Origin of the sequence: Trinickia violacea (assembly GCF_005280735.1) — a bacterium.
GTDB lineage: Bacteria > Pseudomonadota > Gammaproteobacteria > Burkholderiales > Burkholderiaceae > Trinickia_A > Trinickia_A violacea.
Genome location: NZ_CP040077.1, coordinates 2,198,159 through 2,215,398 on the forward strand (window position 1 = coordinate 2,198,159; position 17,240 = coordinate 2,215,398).

The following is a 17,240-nucleotide window of genomic DNA, read 5'->3' on the forward strand; positions in this document are numbered from 1 at the left end:
GCTTAGCGATGAGTTACCACGACGAACAAGAATCGATAGAAAGTTTCAAGGCATGGTGGGCACAGTGGGGCAATGCCGCCACTTGGATCGTGCTCATCGCGCTCGTCGCCGCAGCAGGCTGGAACGGCTGGAATTTCTGGCAGCGGCGCCAGGCGGCGCAGGCCGCCGTGCTCTACGAACAGGTCCAGCAGGCCGTCGCATCGGGCGACAAGGCGAAGGTCAGCCGCGTCGCCGCCGATATGGAAGATCGGTACGGCAGCACGGCCTATGGGCAGATGACGGCGCTTGCGGCGGCAAAGGCCCTCTACGACGCGGGCGACGAAGCCGCGGCGAAGGCGCAGCTGCAATGGGCCGTCGACCATGCCAAGGATGACGAGTACAAGGAAATTGCCAAGCTGCGCTTGGCGGGGCTGTTGCTCGACGAGAAGGCTTATGACCAGGGCCTCGCGCTCCTGGGCGATACGCCGCCGGACGCGTTCAAGGCTCTCGTGGCAGACCGCCGTGGCGATTTGCTGGCGGCTCAAGGCAAGCGCGACGACGCCCGCACGGCCTATCAGCTCGCACTCGACACGGTGGCGAAAAACGATACGTCAGCGCGCCAACTGATCCAGTTCAAGCTGGACGCGCTGGGTAGCTGACCGGGGCCGTATGCGCCGCGCGTCGCTCCCATTCCATTGACCAACCTTACCTAGCTTGCCCACCGATGAATTTGCTGAAACGTTACGCTGCGCCCGTTGTCTGTGCGATGACCGTCCTCGCTCTGGCGGCTTGCTCATCCACGAAAGACGAGCGCCGCGTGCCGACGCCGCTGACCGACTTCAAGCCCGTGCTCAACGTGCAGCAGGCTTGGAAGGCGAGCGTCGGCAAGGGCGGGCGCTATTTGTTCTCGCCGGTCGCGGTCGGTGACGCGGTCTACGCCGCGGGCACGAACGGCTCGGTCGAGAAGATCGATGCGAAGACCGGCCAGGAAGTGTGGCGCACGAAGGTGGGCGTGGACCTGACGGCGGGCGTCGGCAGCGACGGCACGCTGACGGCCGTTGGCGCGGAAAAGGGCGGCGTCTATGTGCTGGGCGCGGACGGCAAGCTGCTGTGGAAGGCGACGGCGCAAGGCGAGATCATTTCGCCGCCGCTCGTCGGCAACGGCCTCGTGATCGTGCGGACGATCGACGGCGCAATCAGTGCATTCAATGCGGACACGGGCGAGCTGAAGTGGGTGTATCGCAATCGTGCCGTGCCGCTCAATCTGCGCGTGTCGGCCGGCATGATCTTCGCGGGCAATGCCGCGGTGCTCGCCGGCTTCCCGGGCGGCGGCCTCTCGGCGATCAACCTGCAAACCGGCGACGAGTACTGGGAAGCGCCGGTCTCGTATCCGAAGGGCGTGACCGAAGTCGAGCGGATCAACGACGTGACGGGCGCGCCGACGCTGATCGGTGCCGAAACCTGCGCCGTGACGTTCCAAGGGCAAATCGGCTGCTTCGACGCGAACTCGGGCCGTCCGGTGTGGCAGAAGGCGTTCTCGAGCGCGCGCGGCGTGGCGCAGGACGATGCGATCGTCGCGGCGCCTGACGACTGGTCGGTGATCAGCGCGTTCGACGTTCAAAGCGGCAAGAAGCTCTGGAGCAACGACAAGCTCAAGAGCCGCGATCTCGGCGTGCCGTTCCTGCTGGGGCCGTCGGTGGTGGTCGGCGACTACGAGGGCTATGTGCATTTCCTGTCGCGGGACGACGGTTCGTTCGTCGCGCGGATGAAGACGGACGGCAGCCCGATCATTTCGGCGCCGGTAATGGCGGGCGACACGCTCGTCGTGCAAACGACCGACGGCGACCTGTACGGTTTCCGGCCGCGCTAAACGCGGCGGCTTGTCACGGTTCGCAACCGTTTTCTGTGCGTACGCGTACAGGCCGGCCCATGCCGGCCTGTATGCTTTTTTATCGGCAGTGCGAAGGCATGGGGCGCCGGCCCGCCGTACCTTCGGCCGAACTATCGCCCGCTTGAGACACGGCGGCCGGCCAGTGCTGGGCCGCGATGATTTCGTGATAATTTTTGTCACACGCAGCGTGTCGGTTGCCGGGCGGCCTCGCCGCGGCAGCAAGGGGACGACGCCTCTGCGTTTCACTTTAGACAACATCAGATGAAACCCGTAATTGCCCTCGTCGGGCGCCCCAACGTGGGGAAATCCACTCTGTTCAACCGCTTGACGCGCTCACGAGATGCGCTCGTCGCGGACCTGCCGGGTCTCACGCGCGACCGCCACTATGGCGAAGGGCGCGTGGGCGACCGGCCGTATCTGGTGGTCGACACCGGCGGCTTCGAGCCGGTCGCGAAAGACGGCATCCTGCACGAGATGGCGCGCCAGACCCGTCAGGCGGTCGAAGAGTCGGACATCGTCGTGTTCATCGTCGACGGTCGCAACGGCCTCGCGCCGCAGGACAAATCGATCGCGGACTATCTGCGCAAGACTGGCCGGCCGATTTTCCTCGTCGTCAACAAGGCCGAGGGGATGAAGTACACGTCGGTCGCGGCCGATTTCTACGAGCTCGGTCTCGGCGATCCGCGCGCGATTTCCGCCGCTCACGGCGATGGTGTCGCGGAGATGATCAACGAGGCGCTCGGCGTCGCCTACGCCGGTCATCCGGAGGAAAGCGAAGAGGAAAAGGCGCATCGCGGCGTGAAGATTGCGATTGTCGGGCGGCCGAATGTCGGCAAATCGACGCTCGTCAATACGTTGATCGGCGAGGACCGTGTCATTGCATTCGACATGCCTGGCACGACGCGCGATTCGATCTACGTCGATTTCGAGCGGCAGGGCAAGAAGTACACGCTGATCGACACGGCGGGCCTGCGCCGCCGCGGCAAGGTGTTCGAGGCGATCGAGAAATTCTCGGTCGTGAAGACACTGCAATCGATCGCGGACGCGAACGTCGTGATTCTATTGCTCGACGCGCAACAGGACATTTCGGATCAGGACGCGCACATCGCCGGCTTCGTCGTCGAGCAGGGCCGTGCGCTCGTCGTCGGCGTGAACAAGTGGGACGGGCTCGATTCGCATGTGCGCGAGCGCACGAAATCCGACCTGACGCGCAAGCTCAAATTCCTTGAATTTGCGAAATTCCACTACATATCGGCAGTGGAGAAGACGGGGATCGGCGCGCTCATGCGCTCGGTCGACGACGCGTATGCCGCGGCGATGGCGAAGCTGCCGACGCCGAAGCTCACGCGCGCGCTGATCGAGGCGGTCGAGTTCCAGCAGCCGCGGCGCCGCGGTCCGGTGCGTCCGAAGCTGCGCTATGCGCACCAGGGCGGACAGAATCCGCCGATCATCGTCATTCACGGTAATGCGCTCGACGCGGTGACGGAAACCTACAAGCGCTACCTCGAGAACCGCTTTCGAGAAACTTTCTCGCTGACTGGGACTCCATTGCGCATAGAGTTTCGTTCGTCGACGAACCCTTACGCGGAAAAAGGCTGAAACCCGCGTGCATCAAGGGTTTGGCCGAATGGCTAGCCCGCTGGTGCGATAACGAAAATCGGCTATAGTGTAGCGATTGACGGGGAATTTCTTTTTCTTCGCCGCTCAATCACGATCAACCTGCAAAAAAATGACGGAGTTTGCTATGAGCAACAAAGGGCAATTGTTACAAGACCCGTTTTTGAACGCGCTGCGTAAAGAGCATGTGCCGGTGTCAATCTATCTGGTCAACGGCATCAAGCTCCAGGGGAACATCGAATCGTTCGACCAGTACGTCGTGTTGCTCCGGAATACCGTGACCCAGATGGTCTACAAGCACGCTATTTCGACTGTCGTGCCTGCTCGTCCGGTCAATTTCCACCCGGATACCGAACAGTCCTAAAACCCATCGTCGCGGCCGGCATTGCGTCGCCGTCGGCGATACATGCCGGTCGCTTTATTTTGACATCCACCAATTTGATCAACGCTGCACTCGTCGGCATCGACTTTGGAAAGATCGATTTCCAAGCCAGTCTAGAAGAACTCAGCCTGCTCGCGCAGAGCGCGGGCGCCCATCCCGCCGTCACGCTCACCGGACGACGTTCCAGCCCCGATGCCGCGATGTTCGTCGGCAGCGGCAAGGCCGAAGAGCTGCGCCTTGCCTGCGAGGCGAACGACATCGAAATCGTCATTTTCAATCACGCGTTGGCTCCCGCGCAGCAGCGCAATCTGGAGCGTGCGCTTAACAGGCGCGTCGTCGACCGTACCAGCCTGATTCTCGACATCTTTGCGCAGCGCGCCCGAAGCCATGAAGGCAAGCTGCAGGTCGAGCTCGCGCAGCTGCAGTATTTGTCGACGCGGCTGATTCGCGCGTGGACCCACCTCGAGCGGCAAAAAGGCGGTATCGGCCTGCGCGGTCCCGGCGAAACCCAGCTCGAAACCGACCGCCGGCTGATTGGCGAACGCATCAAGATGCTGAAGTCGCGGCTCGATAAACTGCGGCGCCAGCACGGCACGCAGCGGCGCCAGCGCGAACGCAACCGGACAATGTCGGTGTCGCTCGTCGGCTATACCAACGCCGGTAAATCGACGCTCTTCAACGCATTGACGAAGGCGCAAGCCTACGCGGCCGATCAGCTGTTCGCGACGCTCGACACCACCTCGCGTCGCGTCTATCTCGGCGACGAAGCCGGGCAGGTAGTCGTGTCCGATACCGTCGGCTTTATCCGCGAATTGCCGCACCAGCTCGTCGCGGCATTTCGCGCGACGCTCGAAGAAACGATTCATGCCGACTTGCTGCTGCATGTGGTCGATGCGTCGAGTGCGGTGCGCCTCGATCAGATCGATCAGGTGAACGACGTGCTGCACGAGATCGGCGCCGACTCGATTCGCCAGATTCTCGTCTTCAACAAGATCGACGCGGTGCCCGAGTTGGCGGCGCGCGGCGAGGCGGTCGAAAGGGACGAGTATGGTAATATTTCGCGCGTCTTTTTGAGCGCGCGCACGGGCCAAGGATTAGATACGCTGCGCGCCGCGATCGCCGAAATCGCGACTTCAGAAAATCTTCCAGACACTGGGCGAGCACTGCCGGAAGACGACCGGTTGGCAGAACAACACGAAGAACTCAAGGTCACGCTGGACGCCGGAAACGAGGTGCTGACCCGTTCTAATTTGCTTTGACGACCCTCCCAAGAAAACGCCGGGCTGCGCCAGGTTTTCCGCCCTTGTAGGAAGTCCCCTTGGGGGATTGTCCCCCTCGGGTCGAATGGCGCGTAGCGGCAGGTCTGGGGGCCCTCACTACTCTAGTGAACGAACACTGGTGAACGAATACAAAGAGCGGAGTACCTGGCTGCGTTTGCGCGCCATTCTTTCGATCAACGATCCTCGATGGGGGCGTAGCGAAGGCAATGGCGACAAGCAGCGCCCGAATGAGCCCAAGCGCCCGCAAGGCGACGGCGAAGGGCCGCCCGATCTCGACGAGATGTGGCGTGACTTCAATCGCCGTCTGAGCAGCTTGTTCGGCGGCAAGGGTAAAGGCAAAGGTCTGGGGCCGGGCGATCGCCGTCCGGATAACGGCCGCGCGGCGCGCGTCGGCGTCGGTATCGTGATCGGCGTGCTCGTCGCGATTTATCTCGGCAGCGGCATTTTCATCGTGCAGGACGGCCAAGCCGGCGTCGTGCTGCAATTCGGCAAGTACCGCGGAACCGTCGAGCAAGGCGTGCACTGGCGCCTGCCCTATCCGTTCGAAACGCAGGAAATCGTCAACGTCAGCCAGGTGCGCGCGGTGGAAATCGGGCGCAACAACGCCGTTGCCGGCGCCAACGTGAAAGACTCGTCGATGCTTACGCGCGACGGCGATATTCTCGACGTGCGCTTTGCGGTCCAATACCAAGTCAAGACGCCCATCGACTATCTGTTTCGCACGACCGATCCCGATCAGAGCGTGACGCAGGCCGCGCAGGCCTCGGTGCGCGAGATCGTCGGCACGCGCAGCACGGAAGACATGCTTTATCAGGACCGCGAAGCAATGCGCCAGCAGTTGCAGGACGCGATTCAGCGCAAGCTCGATCAATATAAGACCGGTCTTGCCGTTACGGGCGTCACGATCGAGAGCGTGGCGCCGCCCGAGCAAGTGCAAAGCGCGTTTGACGATGCCGCCAAGGCCCGCCAGGACCGTGAGCGCGCCAAGCACGATGCGCAAGCCTACGCGAGCGATCTGGTGCCGCGTGCGCAAGGCGACGCCGCGCGCATGATCGACGACGCGAAGTCCTACTCGGATCGCGTCGTGGCCGAAGCGCAGGGCGATGCCGAGCGCTTCGAGCAAGTGTATGCGCAATATTCGAAAGCACCTGCGGTGATCCGCCAGCGCATGTACCTCGAAACGATGCAGCAAATCTACTCGAACGCGACGAAGGTCTACATCGGCGGCAAGACCGCCGCCAACGTGATCTTGCCGCTCGACAAGATCGTCGAGGAGAGCCGTCAGCGTGCAAGCGAAGCGGCACGCGGCGCTTCCGCGCCTGCTGCAGCGGGCGCGAGCGAAGCGGCCAGCGCGGCTGCCGCCACGTCGTCCGCCGCGGTCTCTGCGCCGAGCGCCGCAAGTCAGGCGGCGGCGGCAAGCGACGTCCTGCGTTCGCGCGATGCGTTCCGCAGCCGCGGCCGCGAAGACGATCTGCCGCAATAAGGAGCGCAAAGACATGAACCGAATCATTGCGCTCGTCGTGGTTGTCGTGGCCGTCCTGTTTGCAGGGTCGTCGATGATTTATGTCGTCGATCAGCAGCAAATGGCCGTCGTTTCATCGCATGGCGGGGAGAACCCGCTGGTCGAAGGTCCGGGGCTGCACTTCAAGCTGCCTTCACCGCTGCAGACGGCGGTGCTCGTGGATACGCGCATCCAGACGCTCAATTCGCCCGATGCCGACCGTTACGCGACGTCCGACAAAATCGATCTTCTCGTGAACCCGGTGCTCAAATTCCGTGTTTCCGATCCGCTGAAACTGTTCGTCGAAACGAAGGGCGATCCGCAAAGCGTGTCCGAGCAGCTCGTCACGCGATTGCGCGGCGCGCTTGGCGATGCGTTCGCGAAATACGCGCTTGCCGATGCGCTCGGAAAGCAGCAGGCGATCGCCGGCGAGGCACGCGAGGCGATGCAGAAGCAGGCGAGCCCGCTCGGCATCGATATCGTCGACATCGAACTGACGCGTGTCGATTTTCCGGCTGCGATGGCGGACACCGTCTATAAGCGAATGATTGCCGCGCGCCAACAGGCGGCGGATCAGGAGCGCGCGCAGGGCGCGGCGGAAGCCGAGCAGATCAAGGCCGACGCCGAGCGCAAGCAGCAAGCGGTGCTGGCCGATGCGTACAAGCAAGCTCAGTCGATCAAGGGCGAGGGCGACGGCAAGGCTGCGGTGATCGCCGCGGATGCGTTCAGCCGCGATCCGCAGTTCTATCAGTTCTACCAAAGCCTGCAGGCGTACCGGAGCATTTTCAAGCCGAACGACGTGATCGTCGTCGATCCGGACAGCGACTTCTTCCGCTTCATGCGCAGCCCCGACGGCAGTGCTCCCGCGCCCGCAACGGCCTCACGCAAACACTGATTCAGGAGCGCCGCACACGTGTTGCGGCGCTGGCATTCGAATGAATATGGCCGGCTCGTTACTGCTTGCGATCGCACTGATGCTCATCATCGAGGGCATGTTTCCCTTCGTGTTTCCCACCGCGTGGCGGGAGACGTTTCGTAGAATAGCGGATCGGCCGATCAACCACATCCGGATCGGCGGGCTGATCATCATGGCGCTCGGGCTGTTGCTGCTGCTCGCGGCGACCTGAGCGCTTCGGCGCCGCGCACGACCTGCGCAGCGCCATCGCGCCGGCGTGGGGGTGCCATCACACGCGACCCACGCTTTGCGCCGAATTTGGCCCCTTTGGGTTTGGACCGCCTCTGGCGGCCCCGTCTTGGGCGGGCGCGTTTTGCCGCCTGATCGGCGGTTTCATCGAATCTTCATATCGTGGCATGCGCTGGCATGCCGCTCATTTACGCCGTAGGACTGTACCGATGTCGACCTGGTTGCTTCCTGAAAATATCGCCGACGTGCTTCCGTCGGAGGCGCGCAAGATCGAGGAGTTGCGACGCGCGTTGCTCGATCGCTTTCGAGCCTACGGCTACGAAATGGTGATGCCGCCGTTGCTCGAATACCTGGAGTCGCTTCTGACGAGCGGCGGCAGCGACCTGAGCCTGCGCACATTCAAGCTCGTCGATCAACTGTCGGGCCGCACGCTCGGACTGCGCGCGGATACGACGCCGCAAGTGGCGCGTATCGACGCGCACCTGCTCAACCGCCAAGGCGTGACGCGTCTGTGCTACGCGGGCAACGTGCTGCATACGCGTCCGCGCGGTCTGCACGCCACGCGCGAACAGATTCAGGTCGGCGCGGAAATCTATGGTCATGCGGGACTCGAAGCGGACCTCGAAATTCAGCAGTTGATGCTCGACGTGCTGCGGCTGACGGGTCTCACGACGATTCGACTCGACTTGTGCCACGCGGGCGTGTTGTCCGCGATCTTTGCTCAGGACCCGGCCGCCGCCGCCGCGGGTGAAGCGCTTTACGAGGCGCTCGCAGCGAAAGACGTCGCACGCCTGGACGAGTTGACGCAAGGGTTGAGCGACGTGGCGCGCGACGCGCTGCGCGCGCTGCCCGCGCTATACGGCGACGCGTCGGTGCTCGCGCTCGCGCGGCAGCGCTTGCCGAATCTGCCGGAGATCGCGAACGCACTCGACGATCTCGAGTTTTTGGCCGCACAGGTGGAGAGCGCCGAGGTCACGATCGATCTGGCCGATTTGCGTGGCTATGCGTATCACAGCGGCGTGATGTTTTCGGCCTATGTCGATGGCGTGCCGAACGCGGTCGCGCGCGGCGGCCGTTATGACCACGTCGGGCAAGCGTACGGCCGCGCGCGTCCTGCGACGGGCTTTTCGCTCGACCTGCGCGAAGTCGCGCGCATTTCGCCGATCGAGGCACGCAGCAGCGCGATCCTCGCGCCCTGGAAGCACGACGAAGCGCTGCGCGCGAGTGTCGCATTGCTGCGCGACGCGGGCGAAGTCGTCATCCAGGCGCTGCCCGGTCACGATCACGCATTGGATGAATTCGCCTGCGACCGTGTGCTCGTCGAGCGCAACGGCGTGTGGGTCGTCGAGGCCCGCTAGCCGCGCGTAGGAAGCCGCGAGAGGCGAGCGGCAGCGGGGATGTGCCGTCCTCGGCACCATCCCCGCAGGCGTCGCGAAAATGACCCATATCGTTGAGCCGAAACGGAAAAACTCGGAACCTTCAGCGAACATGGGTAGAATACGTTTTTAACCAGCTAACGAATCAACATGTCTGCCAGCGCTGTGAATGTGACCCCCGGCCGCAACGTCGTCGTCGTGGGAACTCAATGGGGTGATGAGGGCAAGGGCAAGATCGTAGACTGGCTGACGGACCACGCTCAGGGCGTCGTGCGTTTCCAGGGCGGTCACAACGCCGGTCACACGCTCATCATCGGCGGCAAGAAAACCATCTTGCGCCTCATTCCTTCGGGCATCATGCGTGCGGGCGTTGCCTGCTACATCGGCAACGGCGTCGTGCTGTCGCCCGAGGCGCTCTTCAAGGAAATCGGCGAGCTCGAAGCCGCTGGTCTCGACGTTCAAAAGCGTCTGTTCATTTCCGAAGCGACCACGCTGATCCTCCCGTATCACATCGCGATCGATCAGGCGCGCGAAGCCCGTCGCGGCGCCGGCAAGATCGGCACGACCGGCCGCGGCATCGGTCCGGCGTACGAGGACAAGGTCGGCCGCCGCGCGTTGCGCGTGCAGGATCTGTTCGAGCCGGAGGCATTCGCCGAGCGTCTGCGCGACAACCTCGATTTCCATAACTTCGTGCTGACCCAGTACCTGGGCGCCGCGCCTGTCGATTTTCAGCAGACGCTGGATACGATGCTGAGCTATGCGGATCGCCTCGCGCCGATGGTCACCGACGTTTCGCGCCGGTTGTACGACGAAAACGCAGCCGGCCGCAATTTCCTGTTCGAAGGCGCGCAAGGCACGCTGCTCGACATCGATCACGGCACGTACCCGTTCGTCACGTCGAGCAACTGCGTCGCCGGTGCGGCGGCTGCAGGCGCAGGCGTCGGTCCGCAGAAGCTCAACTACATCCTCGGCATCACGAAGGCGTACTGCACGCGCGTGGGCGCGGGTCCGTTCCCGAGCGAGCTGTACGACAACGACAACCCGGCCCGTCAGGACCAGATCGGCGTGACGCTCGCGAACGTTGGCAAGGAATTCGGCTCGGTCACGGGCCGTCCGCGCCGCACCGGCTGGCTCGATGCCGCCGCGCTGCGCCGCTCGATTCAGATCAACGGCGTGTCGGGCCTCTGCATTACGAAGCTCGACGTGCTCGACGGCCTCGACGAAGTCAGGCTGTGCGTCGGCTACAAGATCGACGGCAAGGACGCCGACATCCTCCCGCGCGGCGCATCCGAAGTCGCGCGCTGCGAGCCGGTGTACGAGACGTTCGGCGGCTGGAAGGAAAGCACGATCGGCATCACGCAATGGGACAGGCTGCCCGCGAACGCGCAAGCTTATCTGACGCGCGTGCAGGAAGTGGCGGGCGTGCCGATCGACATGGTGTCGACCGGCCCGGATCGTGACGAGACGATTCTGCTTCGCCATCCGTTCAAGGTTTAACGATGACGCAGAGCATGACCATGATCGCGATGACGGATCCGCGCAACGACGACAAGAACCTCTGGGTCGGCTGGGACGAGTATCACCGGCTGATCGAGTTGCTCGCCCTGGCCGTGCACGAATCCGGCTGGAAGTTCGACAAGATCCTGTGTCTCGCGCGCGGCGGGCTTCGCGTTGGCGACCAGCTGTCGCGTATCTACGACCTGCCGCTTGCGATCCTCGCGACGAGTTCCTATCGCGAAGCCGCCGGCACGGAGCAGGGCGACCTCGATATCGCCCAATACATCACGATGACGCGCGGCGAGCTGTCGGGCAACGTGCTGCTCGTGGACGACCTCGTCGATTCGGGCGTGACGCTGTCGCGCGTGCAGCAGCATTTGAAGGACCGCTATCCGGCGATTACCGCCGTGCGTTCCGCGGTGCTTTGGTACAAGGGCTGCTCGAAGGTCAAGCCCGACTACCACGTGCAATTCCTGCCGACGAACCCATGGATTCACCAGCCGTTCGAGGAATGGGATACGGTGCGTCCGCACAATCTCGGTGCATGGATCAAGCGCGGCCTGGCACGAAATTCGACGCCGAACGAGTGACCTTTCGCATGGCCCAGCCGTGCGGTCGTTGGTGTCAAGATAATCAAGCGGAGTCTCACGACTCCGCTTTTTTTATGTGCAAGTGCTTTCGCCAGACCGTTAACCGCGGTTATGCTGCAATGCGCAAAACTTACCTGACTCCGACGCGCTGCGATGCTAAACTTCGGCGGCTGCCGCTCGTAGCGTATGCACAACACGCACTGCGGCACGTCTGCGTGCCCCGCTAGAATTGCGCTCGTTTCTTCAGCCCAATCCGAGAACGGATTTACCCCGCGTTTATGACAGACAACAACCAGGCACATACGCATAAGCAGCCTTTGCATTCACTTGCCATTGCGGCGATCGGCGTGGTTTTCGGCGATATCGGAACCAGTCCTCTTTATTCGTTGAAGGAAGCATTCAGCCCGGCGCACGGAATTGCGCTCACGAATAACTCGATTCTCGGCGTGATTTCGCTGCTGTTTTGGGCGATCGTGATCGTGGTCGGGATCAAATATGTGCTTTTCGTGATGCGCGCCGACAATAACGGTGAAGGCGGCGTGCTCGCGTTAATGGCGCTTTCGCTGCGTTCCTTCGATACGAAAAGCAAGGCGGCTGCGACATTAATGGCGCTGGGGATCTTCGGTTCCTGCATGTTTTATGGCGACGCGGTCATCACGCCGGCGATTTCGGTGATATCGGCTGTCGAGGGGTTGGAGATTGCGACGCCGCAGCTATCGCATCTCGTCCTGCCCATTACGATCGTCATTCTGATCGCGCTGTTCTGGATTCAACGGCATGGCACGGCGCTCGTGGGCAAGCTGTTCGGGCCGATCATGATTCTCTGGTTCATCACGATCGGTCTTCTGGGTCTTTATCACATCATCCGCGCGCCGGGCGTCATTGCCGCGCTCAATCCTTATTACGCAGCGTCGTTCATGTCGGCGCACGTGCTGCAGGCCTACGTCGTGCTCGGTTCGGTCGTGCTGGTGCTGACCGGCGCCGAAGCGCTCTACGCGGATATGGGCCACTTCGGCGCCAAGCCGATCCGGATGGCCTGGTATGTGCTCGTGATGCCGTCGCTCGTGCTGAATTACTTCGGCCAGGGCGCATTGCTGATGCAGGACCCGAAGGCGATCGAAAATCCGTTCTTCCTGCTCGCGCCCGACTGGGCGCTGCTGCCGCTCGTCGTGCTGTCGACGGTGGCAACCGTCATCGCATCGCAGGCCGTGATTTCGGGCGCGTATTCGCTGACCGCGCAAGCGATCCAGCTCGGCTACGTGCCGCGGATGAAGGTGCTGCACACGTCGGAGTTGGCGATCGGCCAAATCTACGTGCCGGTCGTGAACTGGATGCTGCTCTTCATCATCTTGTGCATCGTGATCGGCTTCAAGAGCTCCGACAATCTCGCCGCGGCGTACGGCATTGCGGTGACGGCCACGATGGTCATCACGACGATCCTCCTGTGCGTCTCGATGGTGAAGGTTTGGAAGTGGAACAAGGCGCTGGTGGCCCTCATCATCGGCGCTTTCATGATCGTCGACGTCGGCTTTTTCGGCGCGAATCTGCTGAAGGTCGAGGAGGGTGGCTGGCTGCCGCTCGGCATCGGCGCGGTGCTGTTCTTCCTTTTGATGACCTGGCACAAGGGGCGCATGATCGTGAAGGAACGCACGGCTGCCGACGGCATTCCGCTTGCGCCGTTCCTACAAGGCTTGCTCGCGCATCCGCCGCATCGCGTCTCGGGTACCGCGATCTATTTGACGGGCAGCGATACGCTCGTGCCGGTGAGTCTCCTGCACAACCTGAAGCACAACAAAGTGCTGCATGAGCGAACCATTTTCCTGACTTTCGTCACGCGCGATATTCCGTATGTGAATGACGAAGACCGCGTGACGGTGCGTGATGTCGGCGGCGGGCTCTATGTCGTGAGGGCGGCATACGGCTTCAACGAAACGCCGGACGTCAAGGCGACGCTGCTCGAAGTCGGCCGCATGTACGACTTGACCTTCGAGCTGATGGATACGTCGTTCTTCCTCGCGCGTGAAACGGTCGTGCCGACGCAGTTGCCCGGTATGTCGGTGTGGCGCGAGCGCGTGTTCGCATGGATGCATCAGAATGCCGCGAAACCGACTGACTTCTTCGCGATTCCGGCGAATCGCGTGGTCGAACTCGGGACGAAGATCGAGATTTGATCGTGTTGAGATAGCACTGCGCAGCGGGAACACTTCCGTTGCGCACGCAACAAAAAGCCCACGCTGTGACGCGTGGGCTTTTTGTTGTCAGCTGGCAGGGCGCTGCCAGCCCCTACGTTGCTTAGCGCTGCTTGAGCTTCGCAAACGCCGCTGCCATTGCGCCGGCCGGTTCCGGATCGCGCGAGCGCTGGGGGCGTGCACCGCCGCCCGGGCGGCCGCCGCGGTCCTGCTGAGCACCGCTGCCACCGCCGCCGCCACCGCCGCGCGACGGCGAGCCTGCGGCGGCATCGTCGTCGAGGCGCATCGTCAGCGCGATGCGCTGACGCTTCACATCGACTTCGAGCACCTTCACCTTCACGACCTGGCCAGCCTTGACGACTTCGTGCGGGTCCTTGATGAACTTGGTCGACATCGCCGACACGTGCACGAGGCCGTCCTGATGCACGCCGACGTCGACGAACGCGCCGAACGCCGCGACGTTCGTCACGACGCCTTCGAGCACCATGCCCGGGATGAGGTCGGAGACCTTTTCGACGCCTTCGCGGAACGTCGCCGTCTTGAACTCGGGGCGCGGGTCGCGGCCGGGCTTCTCGAGTTCGGTCAGGATGTCGCGCACGGTCGGCAGACCGAAGCGCTCATCGACGAATTCCGCCGGCGACAAACCGGAGAGCGCGTCGCGATTGCCAAGCACATCGCCGATCTGCTTCTTGATCTTCGCGAGCATCCGTTCGACGACCGGATACGCCTCGGGGTGAACGGACGAGCGATCGAGCGGGTTCTCGCCCCCGTTGATGCGCAGGAAGCCTGCGGCCTGCTCGTAAGTCTTGTCGCCAAGACGCGGGACCTTGCGCAGATGGTCGCGTGACGGGAACGGGCCGTTTGCGTCGCGATACTCGACGATGTTGCGCGCGAGGGTCGAATTCAAGCCGGACACGCGCGCAAGCAAGGCGACGGAAGCCGTGTTCGCATCGACGCCGACTGCGTTCACGCAATCCTCGACGACCGCGTCGAGCGAGCGCGCGAGTTCGCGCTGGTTCACGTCGTGCTGATACTGGCCGACGCCGATCGCCTTCGGCTCGATCTTCACGAGTTCGGCGAGCGGGTCTTGCAGCCGGCGCGCGATCGACACCGCGCCGCGCAGCGATACGTCGAGTTCCGGAAACTCCTTGGCAGCGAGTTCGGACGCCGAATAGACCGATGCGCCGGCTTCGGACACGACGATCTTCTGCAGCTTCAGCTCTGGATGGCGAGAGATCAGCTCGCTCGCGAGCTTGTCGGTTTCGCGCGAGGCCGTGCCGTTGCCGATGCTGATGAGCTCGGCCTGCGTCTGCGCGGCGATGCGCGCGAGCTTCGCGAGCGAGCCGTCCCAATCGCGGCGCGGCTCATGCGGATAGATCGTGTCGGTGGCGAGCACCTTGCCGGTGCGGTCGACCACGGCCACTTTCACACCCGTGCGCAGGCCCGGATCAAGCCCGATCACGGCCTTCGGGCCAGCGGGAGCCGCGAGCAGCAGATCCTTGAGATTGCGCGCGAACACGCGAATCGCCTCGTGCTCGGCTTCGTCGCGCAATTGCGTGAGCAATTCGTTTTCGAGGTGCGGCTGCACCTTGACGCGCCAGCACCAGCGGCACACGTCGGAGAGCCATTTGTCGGCGGGACGGTTCTGATTCGCAATGCCGAAATGGCGCGCGATCATGGCTTCGCCCGGATGCGGCACCTGGGCGTCGAGTTCCTCGCCCAAGCCGAGCTTCACCATCAGCACGCCGGCGTTGCGGCCGCGGAAGAGGGCGAGCGCGCGGTGCGACGGCACGGTCTTGATGGTCTCCGAGTAGTCGTAGTAGTCGCGGAATTTCTCGCCTTCTTCGCCTTCCTTACCCTCGACGACGGTCGACGACACGACGCCCTGGCTGTGCAGGTAATCGCGCAGCTTGCCCAGCAGCTCGGCGGTTTCGCCGAATTGCTCGGAAAGGATGTCGCGCGCGCCGTCGAGCGCCGCCTTCACATCGGCGACGCCCTTTTCGGCGTCCACGTAGGCGGCGGCTTCTGTCTGCGGGTCGAGCAGCGGGTTCGCGAGCAGCGCCTGCGCGAGCGGCTCCAGGCCCGCTTCGCGCGCGATCTGCGCGCGCGTGCGGCGCTTCGGCTTATAGGGCAGGTACAGGTCTTCCAGCACCTGCTTGCTGTCGGCGGCTTCGATTGCCGTGCGCAGTTCGTCGGTGAGCTTGCCTTGTTCCTCGATGCTCGCGAGGATCGAGGCGCGCCGGTCTTCCAGCTCGCGCAGATACAGGAGTCGTTCTTCGAGCTGGCGCAGTTGCGTGTCGTCGAGATTGCCGGTCACTTCCTTGCGGTAGCGGGCGATGAACGGAACAGTCGCCCCTTCGTCGAGAAGCTGAACCGCCGCCGCGACTTGGCGCGGCTGGACGGTCAATTCAGTGGCGATGCGCTGTACGATCTTGAGTGCTACGGTATCCGTCATGTGAAGTACGTCTGCCTGCGAGGCTCAATCGGGGTCCCAACCTGGAGATCCGCAGCCGGGGATGGCGCGGGAGGCGGGAGCCAGGGTTGTCGGAGCGGGGCATTTTGCCATAAATGCCCGAGCGCTCAAGCGCGGGGTGTTAGAATTTCGAGCATGTTCCGATGCCTCCCTACGACGTTGCCAACCTCCCGTTTTTTGCTTGCTTCGCCCGCTGCGTGGGTTACCGCGGCTGCGTTTGCGTTGCCGCTCGGACTGCCGTCCGCGGCCTTCTCGCAAGATCTGCCGGCCTCGGCGGCAAAGGCCGTCACGCTTGGTGCAGCGGCCCCGCAAGGCGCTTCCGACACGGCTTCTCCTGCTGCGCCCAATGATTTCGACGTACGCCAAAAGGCGCTCGATCGCCGCACCGAGCAGAACGACTACGAGTACGGCGTGGCAGTTCACAATTGCTACAGCACGTTCTTCGTGAACCATTGCCTCGGCAATGCGCGCGACAAAATGCGCGATGTCCGCGAGCAGATCCGCAAAGAGCAATTGGCGCTCAATGACGAGCAGCGCGTCGTGCGCGCGCAGCAACGCGACGATCAGGCGGCGATCAAGCGTGCGCAGGACGAAGCCAACGCGCCTCAGCGCGCCGCGAACGAGGCGCAGAGCCAGCAGCAGTTCGAAGACAAACAGCGTCAGCACGAACTCGATCAGGCGAAGCGCAATGCGGAAGGCCCGCAGCGCGCGGCTAACGAGGCGACGTACAACCAGAAGCAGGCCGACTACCAGCGCAAGCTCGACGAAGCGCACGCGCAAGCCGCGCAGAAGGCTCAGGAGCGCGCGGAAAACGCGCAGCGCTATCAGCAGAAACAGACCGATGCCGCGCAGCACAAGGCGGACGTCGAGACGCGCCAGAAGCAGGCCGCCGACAAGCAGAAACAGCAGCAAGAGCAGCAGTTGCAGGAGCAACAGCAGCAGGAGCAGCTCAAGCAACAACAGCAGCAAAGCGAATAACGCGTTTTTTGCCGTACAGCAACCTCAGACGCCGGGGCCGCGACGAGCGGTACGACGCCTAATCGACCGAGGAGGCCAGCATGCGCGAGCAGCAAGCGATCAAACCGGATGTGCTTCGTGACCGGATTTTGCAATTGCAGTCGGAGCACAGTGAGCTCGATCGCATGATCGACCAACTGGCGACCTCGTCGGATATCACCGACCTCGAGCTGCAGCGCCTCAAAAAGCGCAAGCTCAAGGTCAAAGACAACATTCTCTTGCTGCAATTGCAGCTCGAACCGGATACGCACGCGTAAGCTGCGGCCTGGCAAGCGCTGGTGTCGCGCCGGGTGCACCGGTCTTT

At 63.1% G+C, this 17,240-nt stretch carries 15 protein-coding genes; 14 read left to right on the forward strand and 1 reads right to left on the reverse strand.

The genetic code is table 11. The annotated features are described in order from the left end of the window. Positions 1-8: 8 nt before the first annotated feature. The 12 genes from FAZ95_RS09975 to FAZ95_RS10030 all read left to right on the forward strand — a co-directional run bounded on the left by FAZ95_RS09975 (position 9) and on the right by FAZ95_RS10030 (position 13,428). Positions 9-638 carry a tetratricopeptide repeat protein gene (locus tag FAZ95_RS09975; RefSeq protein ID WP_137332300.1) on the forward strand — a complete coding sequence of 210 codons (630 nt, stop codon included), beginning with the start codon at positions 9-11 and terminating at the stop codon, positions 636-638. 65 nt (positions 639-703) lie between these two features. Next, positions 704-1,849 (forward strand): outer membrane protein assembly factor BamB, encoded by a 1,146-nt coding sequence (bamB, locus tag FAZ95_RS09980; RefSeq protein ID WP_137332301.1) that lies wholly within the window; start codon positions 704-706, stop codon positions 1,847-1,849. Between the two features lie 282 nt (positions 1,850-2,131). Further along, positions 2,132-3,469 carry a ribosome biogenesis GTPase Der gene (gene der, locus FAZ95_RS09985; RefSeq protein ID WP_137332302.1) on the forward strand — a complete coding sequence of 446 codons (1,338 nt, stop codon included), beginning with the start codon at positions 2,132-2,134 and terminating at the stop codon, positions 3,467-3,469. Positions 3,470-3,614: 145 nt separating this feature from the next. After that, complete coding sequence (gene hfq, locus FAZ95_RS09990) at positions 3,615-3,851, forward strand: RNA chaperone Hfq (RefSeq protein WP_063496600.1); 237 nt, start codon at positions 3,615-3,617, stop codon at positions 3,849-3,851. A gap of 59 nt (positions 3,852-3,910) precedes the next feature. Further along, a complete protein-coding gene (hflX, locus tag FAZ95_RS09995) occupies positions 3,911-5,128 on the forward strand; it encodes a GTPase HflX (protein WP_137332303.1) in 1,218 nt (405 codons plus the stop codon). A 139-nt stretch (positions 5,129-5,267) separates the two neighbouring features. Continuing rightward, the gene (gene hflK / locus FAZ95_RS10000) at positions 5,268-6,632 is read left to right on the forward strand and encodes an FtsH protease activity modulator HflK (protein ID WP_137332304.1); all 1,365 of its coding nucleotides are present in this window, start codon (positions 5,268-5,270) and stop codon (positions 6,630-6,632) included. A 13-nt stretch (positions 6,633-6,645) separates the two neighbouring features. Continuing rightward, positions 6,646-7,545 (forward strand): protease modulator HflC, encoded by a 900-nt coding sequence (gene hflC / locus FAZ95_RS10005; RefSeq protein WP_137332305.1) that lies wholly within the window; start codon positions 6,646-6,648, stop codon positions 7,543-7,545. A gap of 40 nt (positions 7,546-7,585) precedes the next feature. Then, the gene (locus tag FAZ95_RS10010; protein WP_137332306.1) at positions 7,586-7,777 is read left to right on the forward strand and encodes a DUF2065 domain-containing protein; all 192 of its coding nucleotides are present in this window, start codon (positions 7,586-7,588) and stop codon (positions 7,775-7,777) included. 226 nt (positions 7,778-8,003) lie between these two features. Further along, positions 8,004-9,152: an ATP phosphoribosyltransferase regulatory subunit gene (locus FAZ95_RS10015; RefSeq protein WP_137332307.1), complete on the forward strand. Its 1,149-nt coding sequence runs from the start codon at positions 8,004-8,006 to the stop codon at positions 9,150-9,152. A gap of 168 nt (positions 9,153-9,320) precedes the next feature. Then, positions 9,321-10,667 carry an adenylosuccinate synthase gene (locus tag FAZ95_RS10020; RefSeq protein WP_137332308.1) on the forward strand — a complete coding sequence of 449 codons (1,347 nt, stop codon included), beginning with the start codon at positions 9,321-9,323 and terminating at the stop codon, positions 10,665-10,667. A 2-nt stretch (positions 10,668-10,669) separates the two neighbouring features. After that, positions 10,670-11,257, forward strand: a complete 588-nt coding sequence (locus FAZ95_RS10025; RefSeq protein WP_175425557.1) for a phosphoribosyltransferase — start codon at positions 10,670-10,672, stop codon at positions 11,255-11,257. 278 nt (positions 11,258-11,535) lie between these two features. Continuing rightward, a complete protein-coding gene (locus tag FAZ95_RS10030) occupies positions 11,536-13,428 on the forward strand; it encodes a potassium transporter Kup (protein ID WP_137332310.1) in 1,893 nt (630 codons plus the stop codon). Positions 13,429-13,549: 121 nt separating this feature from the next. Here FAZ95_RS10030 and FAZ95_RS10035 read toward each other — a convergent pair whose 3' ends face one another. Then, complete coding sequence (locus FAZ95_RS10035) at positions 13,550-15,901, reverse strand: Tex family protein (RefSeq protein WP_137332311.1); 2,352 nt, start codon at positions 15,899-15,901, stop codon at positions 13,550-13,552. Between the two features lie 153 nt (positions 15,902-16,054). Here FAZ95_RS10035 and FAZ95_RS10040 point away from each other — a divergent pair, with 153 nt between their 5' ends. Beyond that, positions 16,055-16,897: a hypothetical protein gene (locus FAZ95_RS10040; protein WP_137332312.1), complete on the forward strand. Its 843-nt coding sequence runs from the start codon at positions 16,055-16,057 to the stop codon at positions 16,895-16,897. 80 nt (positions 16,898-16,977) lie between these two features. Then, positions 16,978-17,193 (forward strand): DUF465 domain-containing protein, encoded by a 216-nt coding sequence (locus tag FAZ95_RS10045; protein ID WP_137332313.1) that lies wholly within the window; start codon positions 16,978-16,980, stop codon positions 17,191-17,193. Positions 17,194-17,240 lie beyond the last annotated feature (47 nt).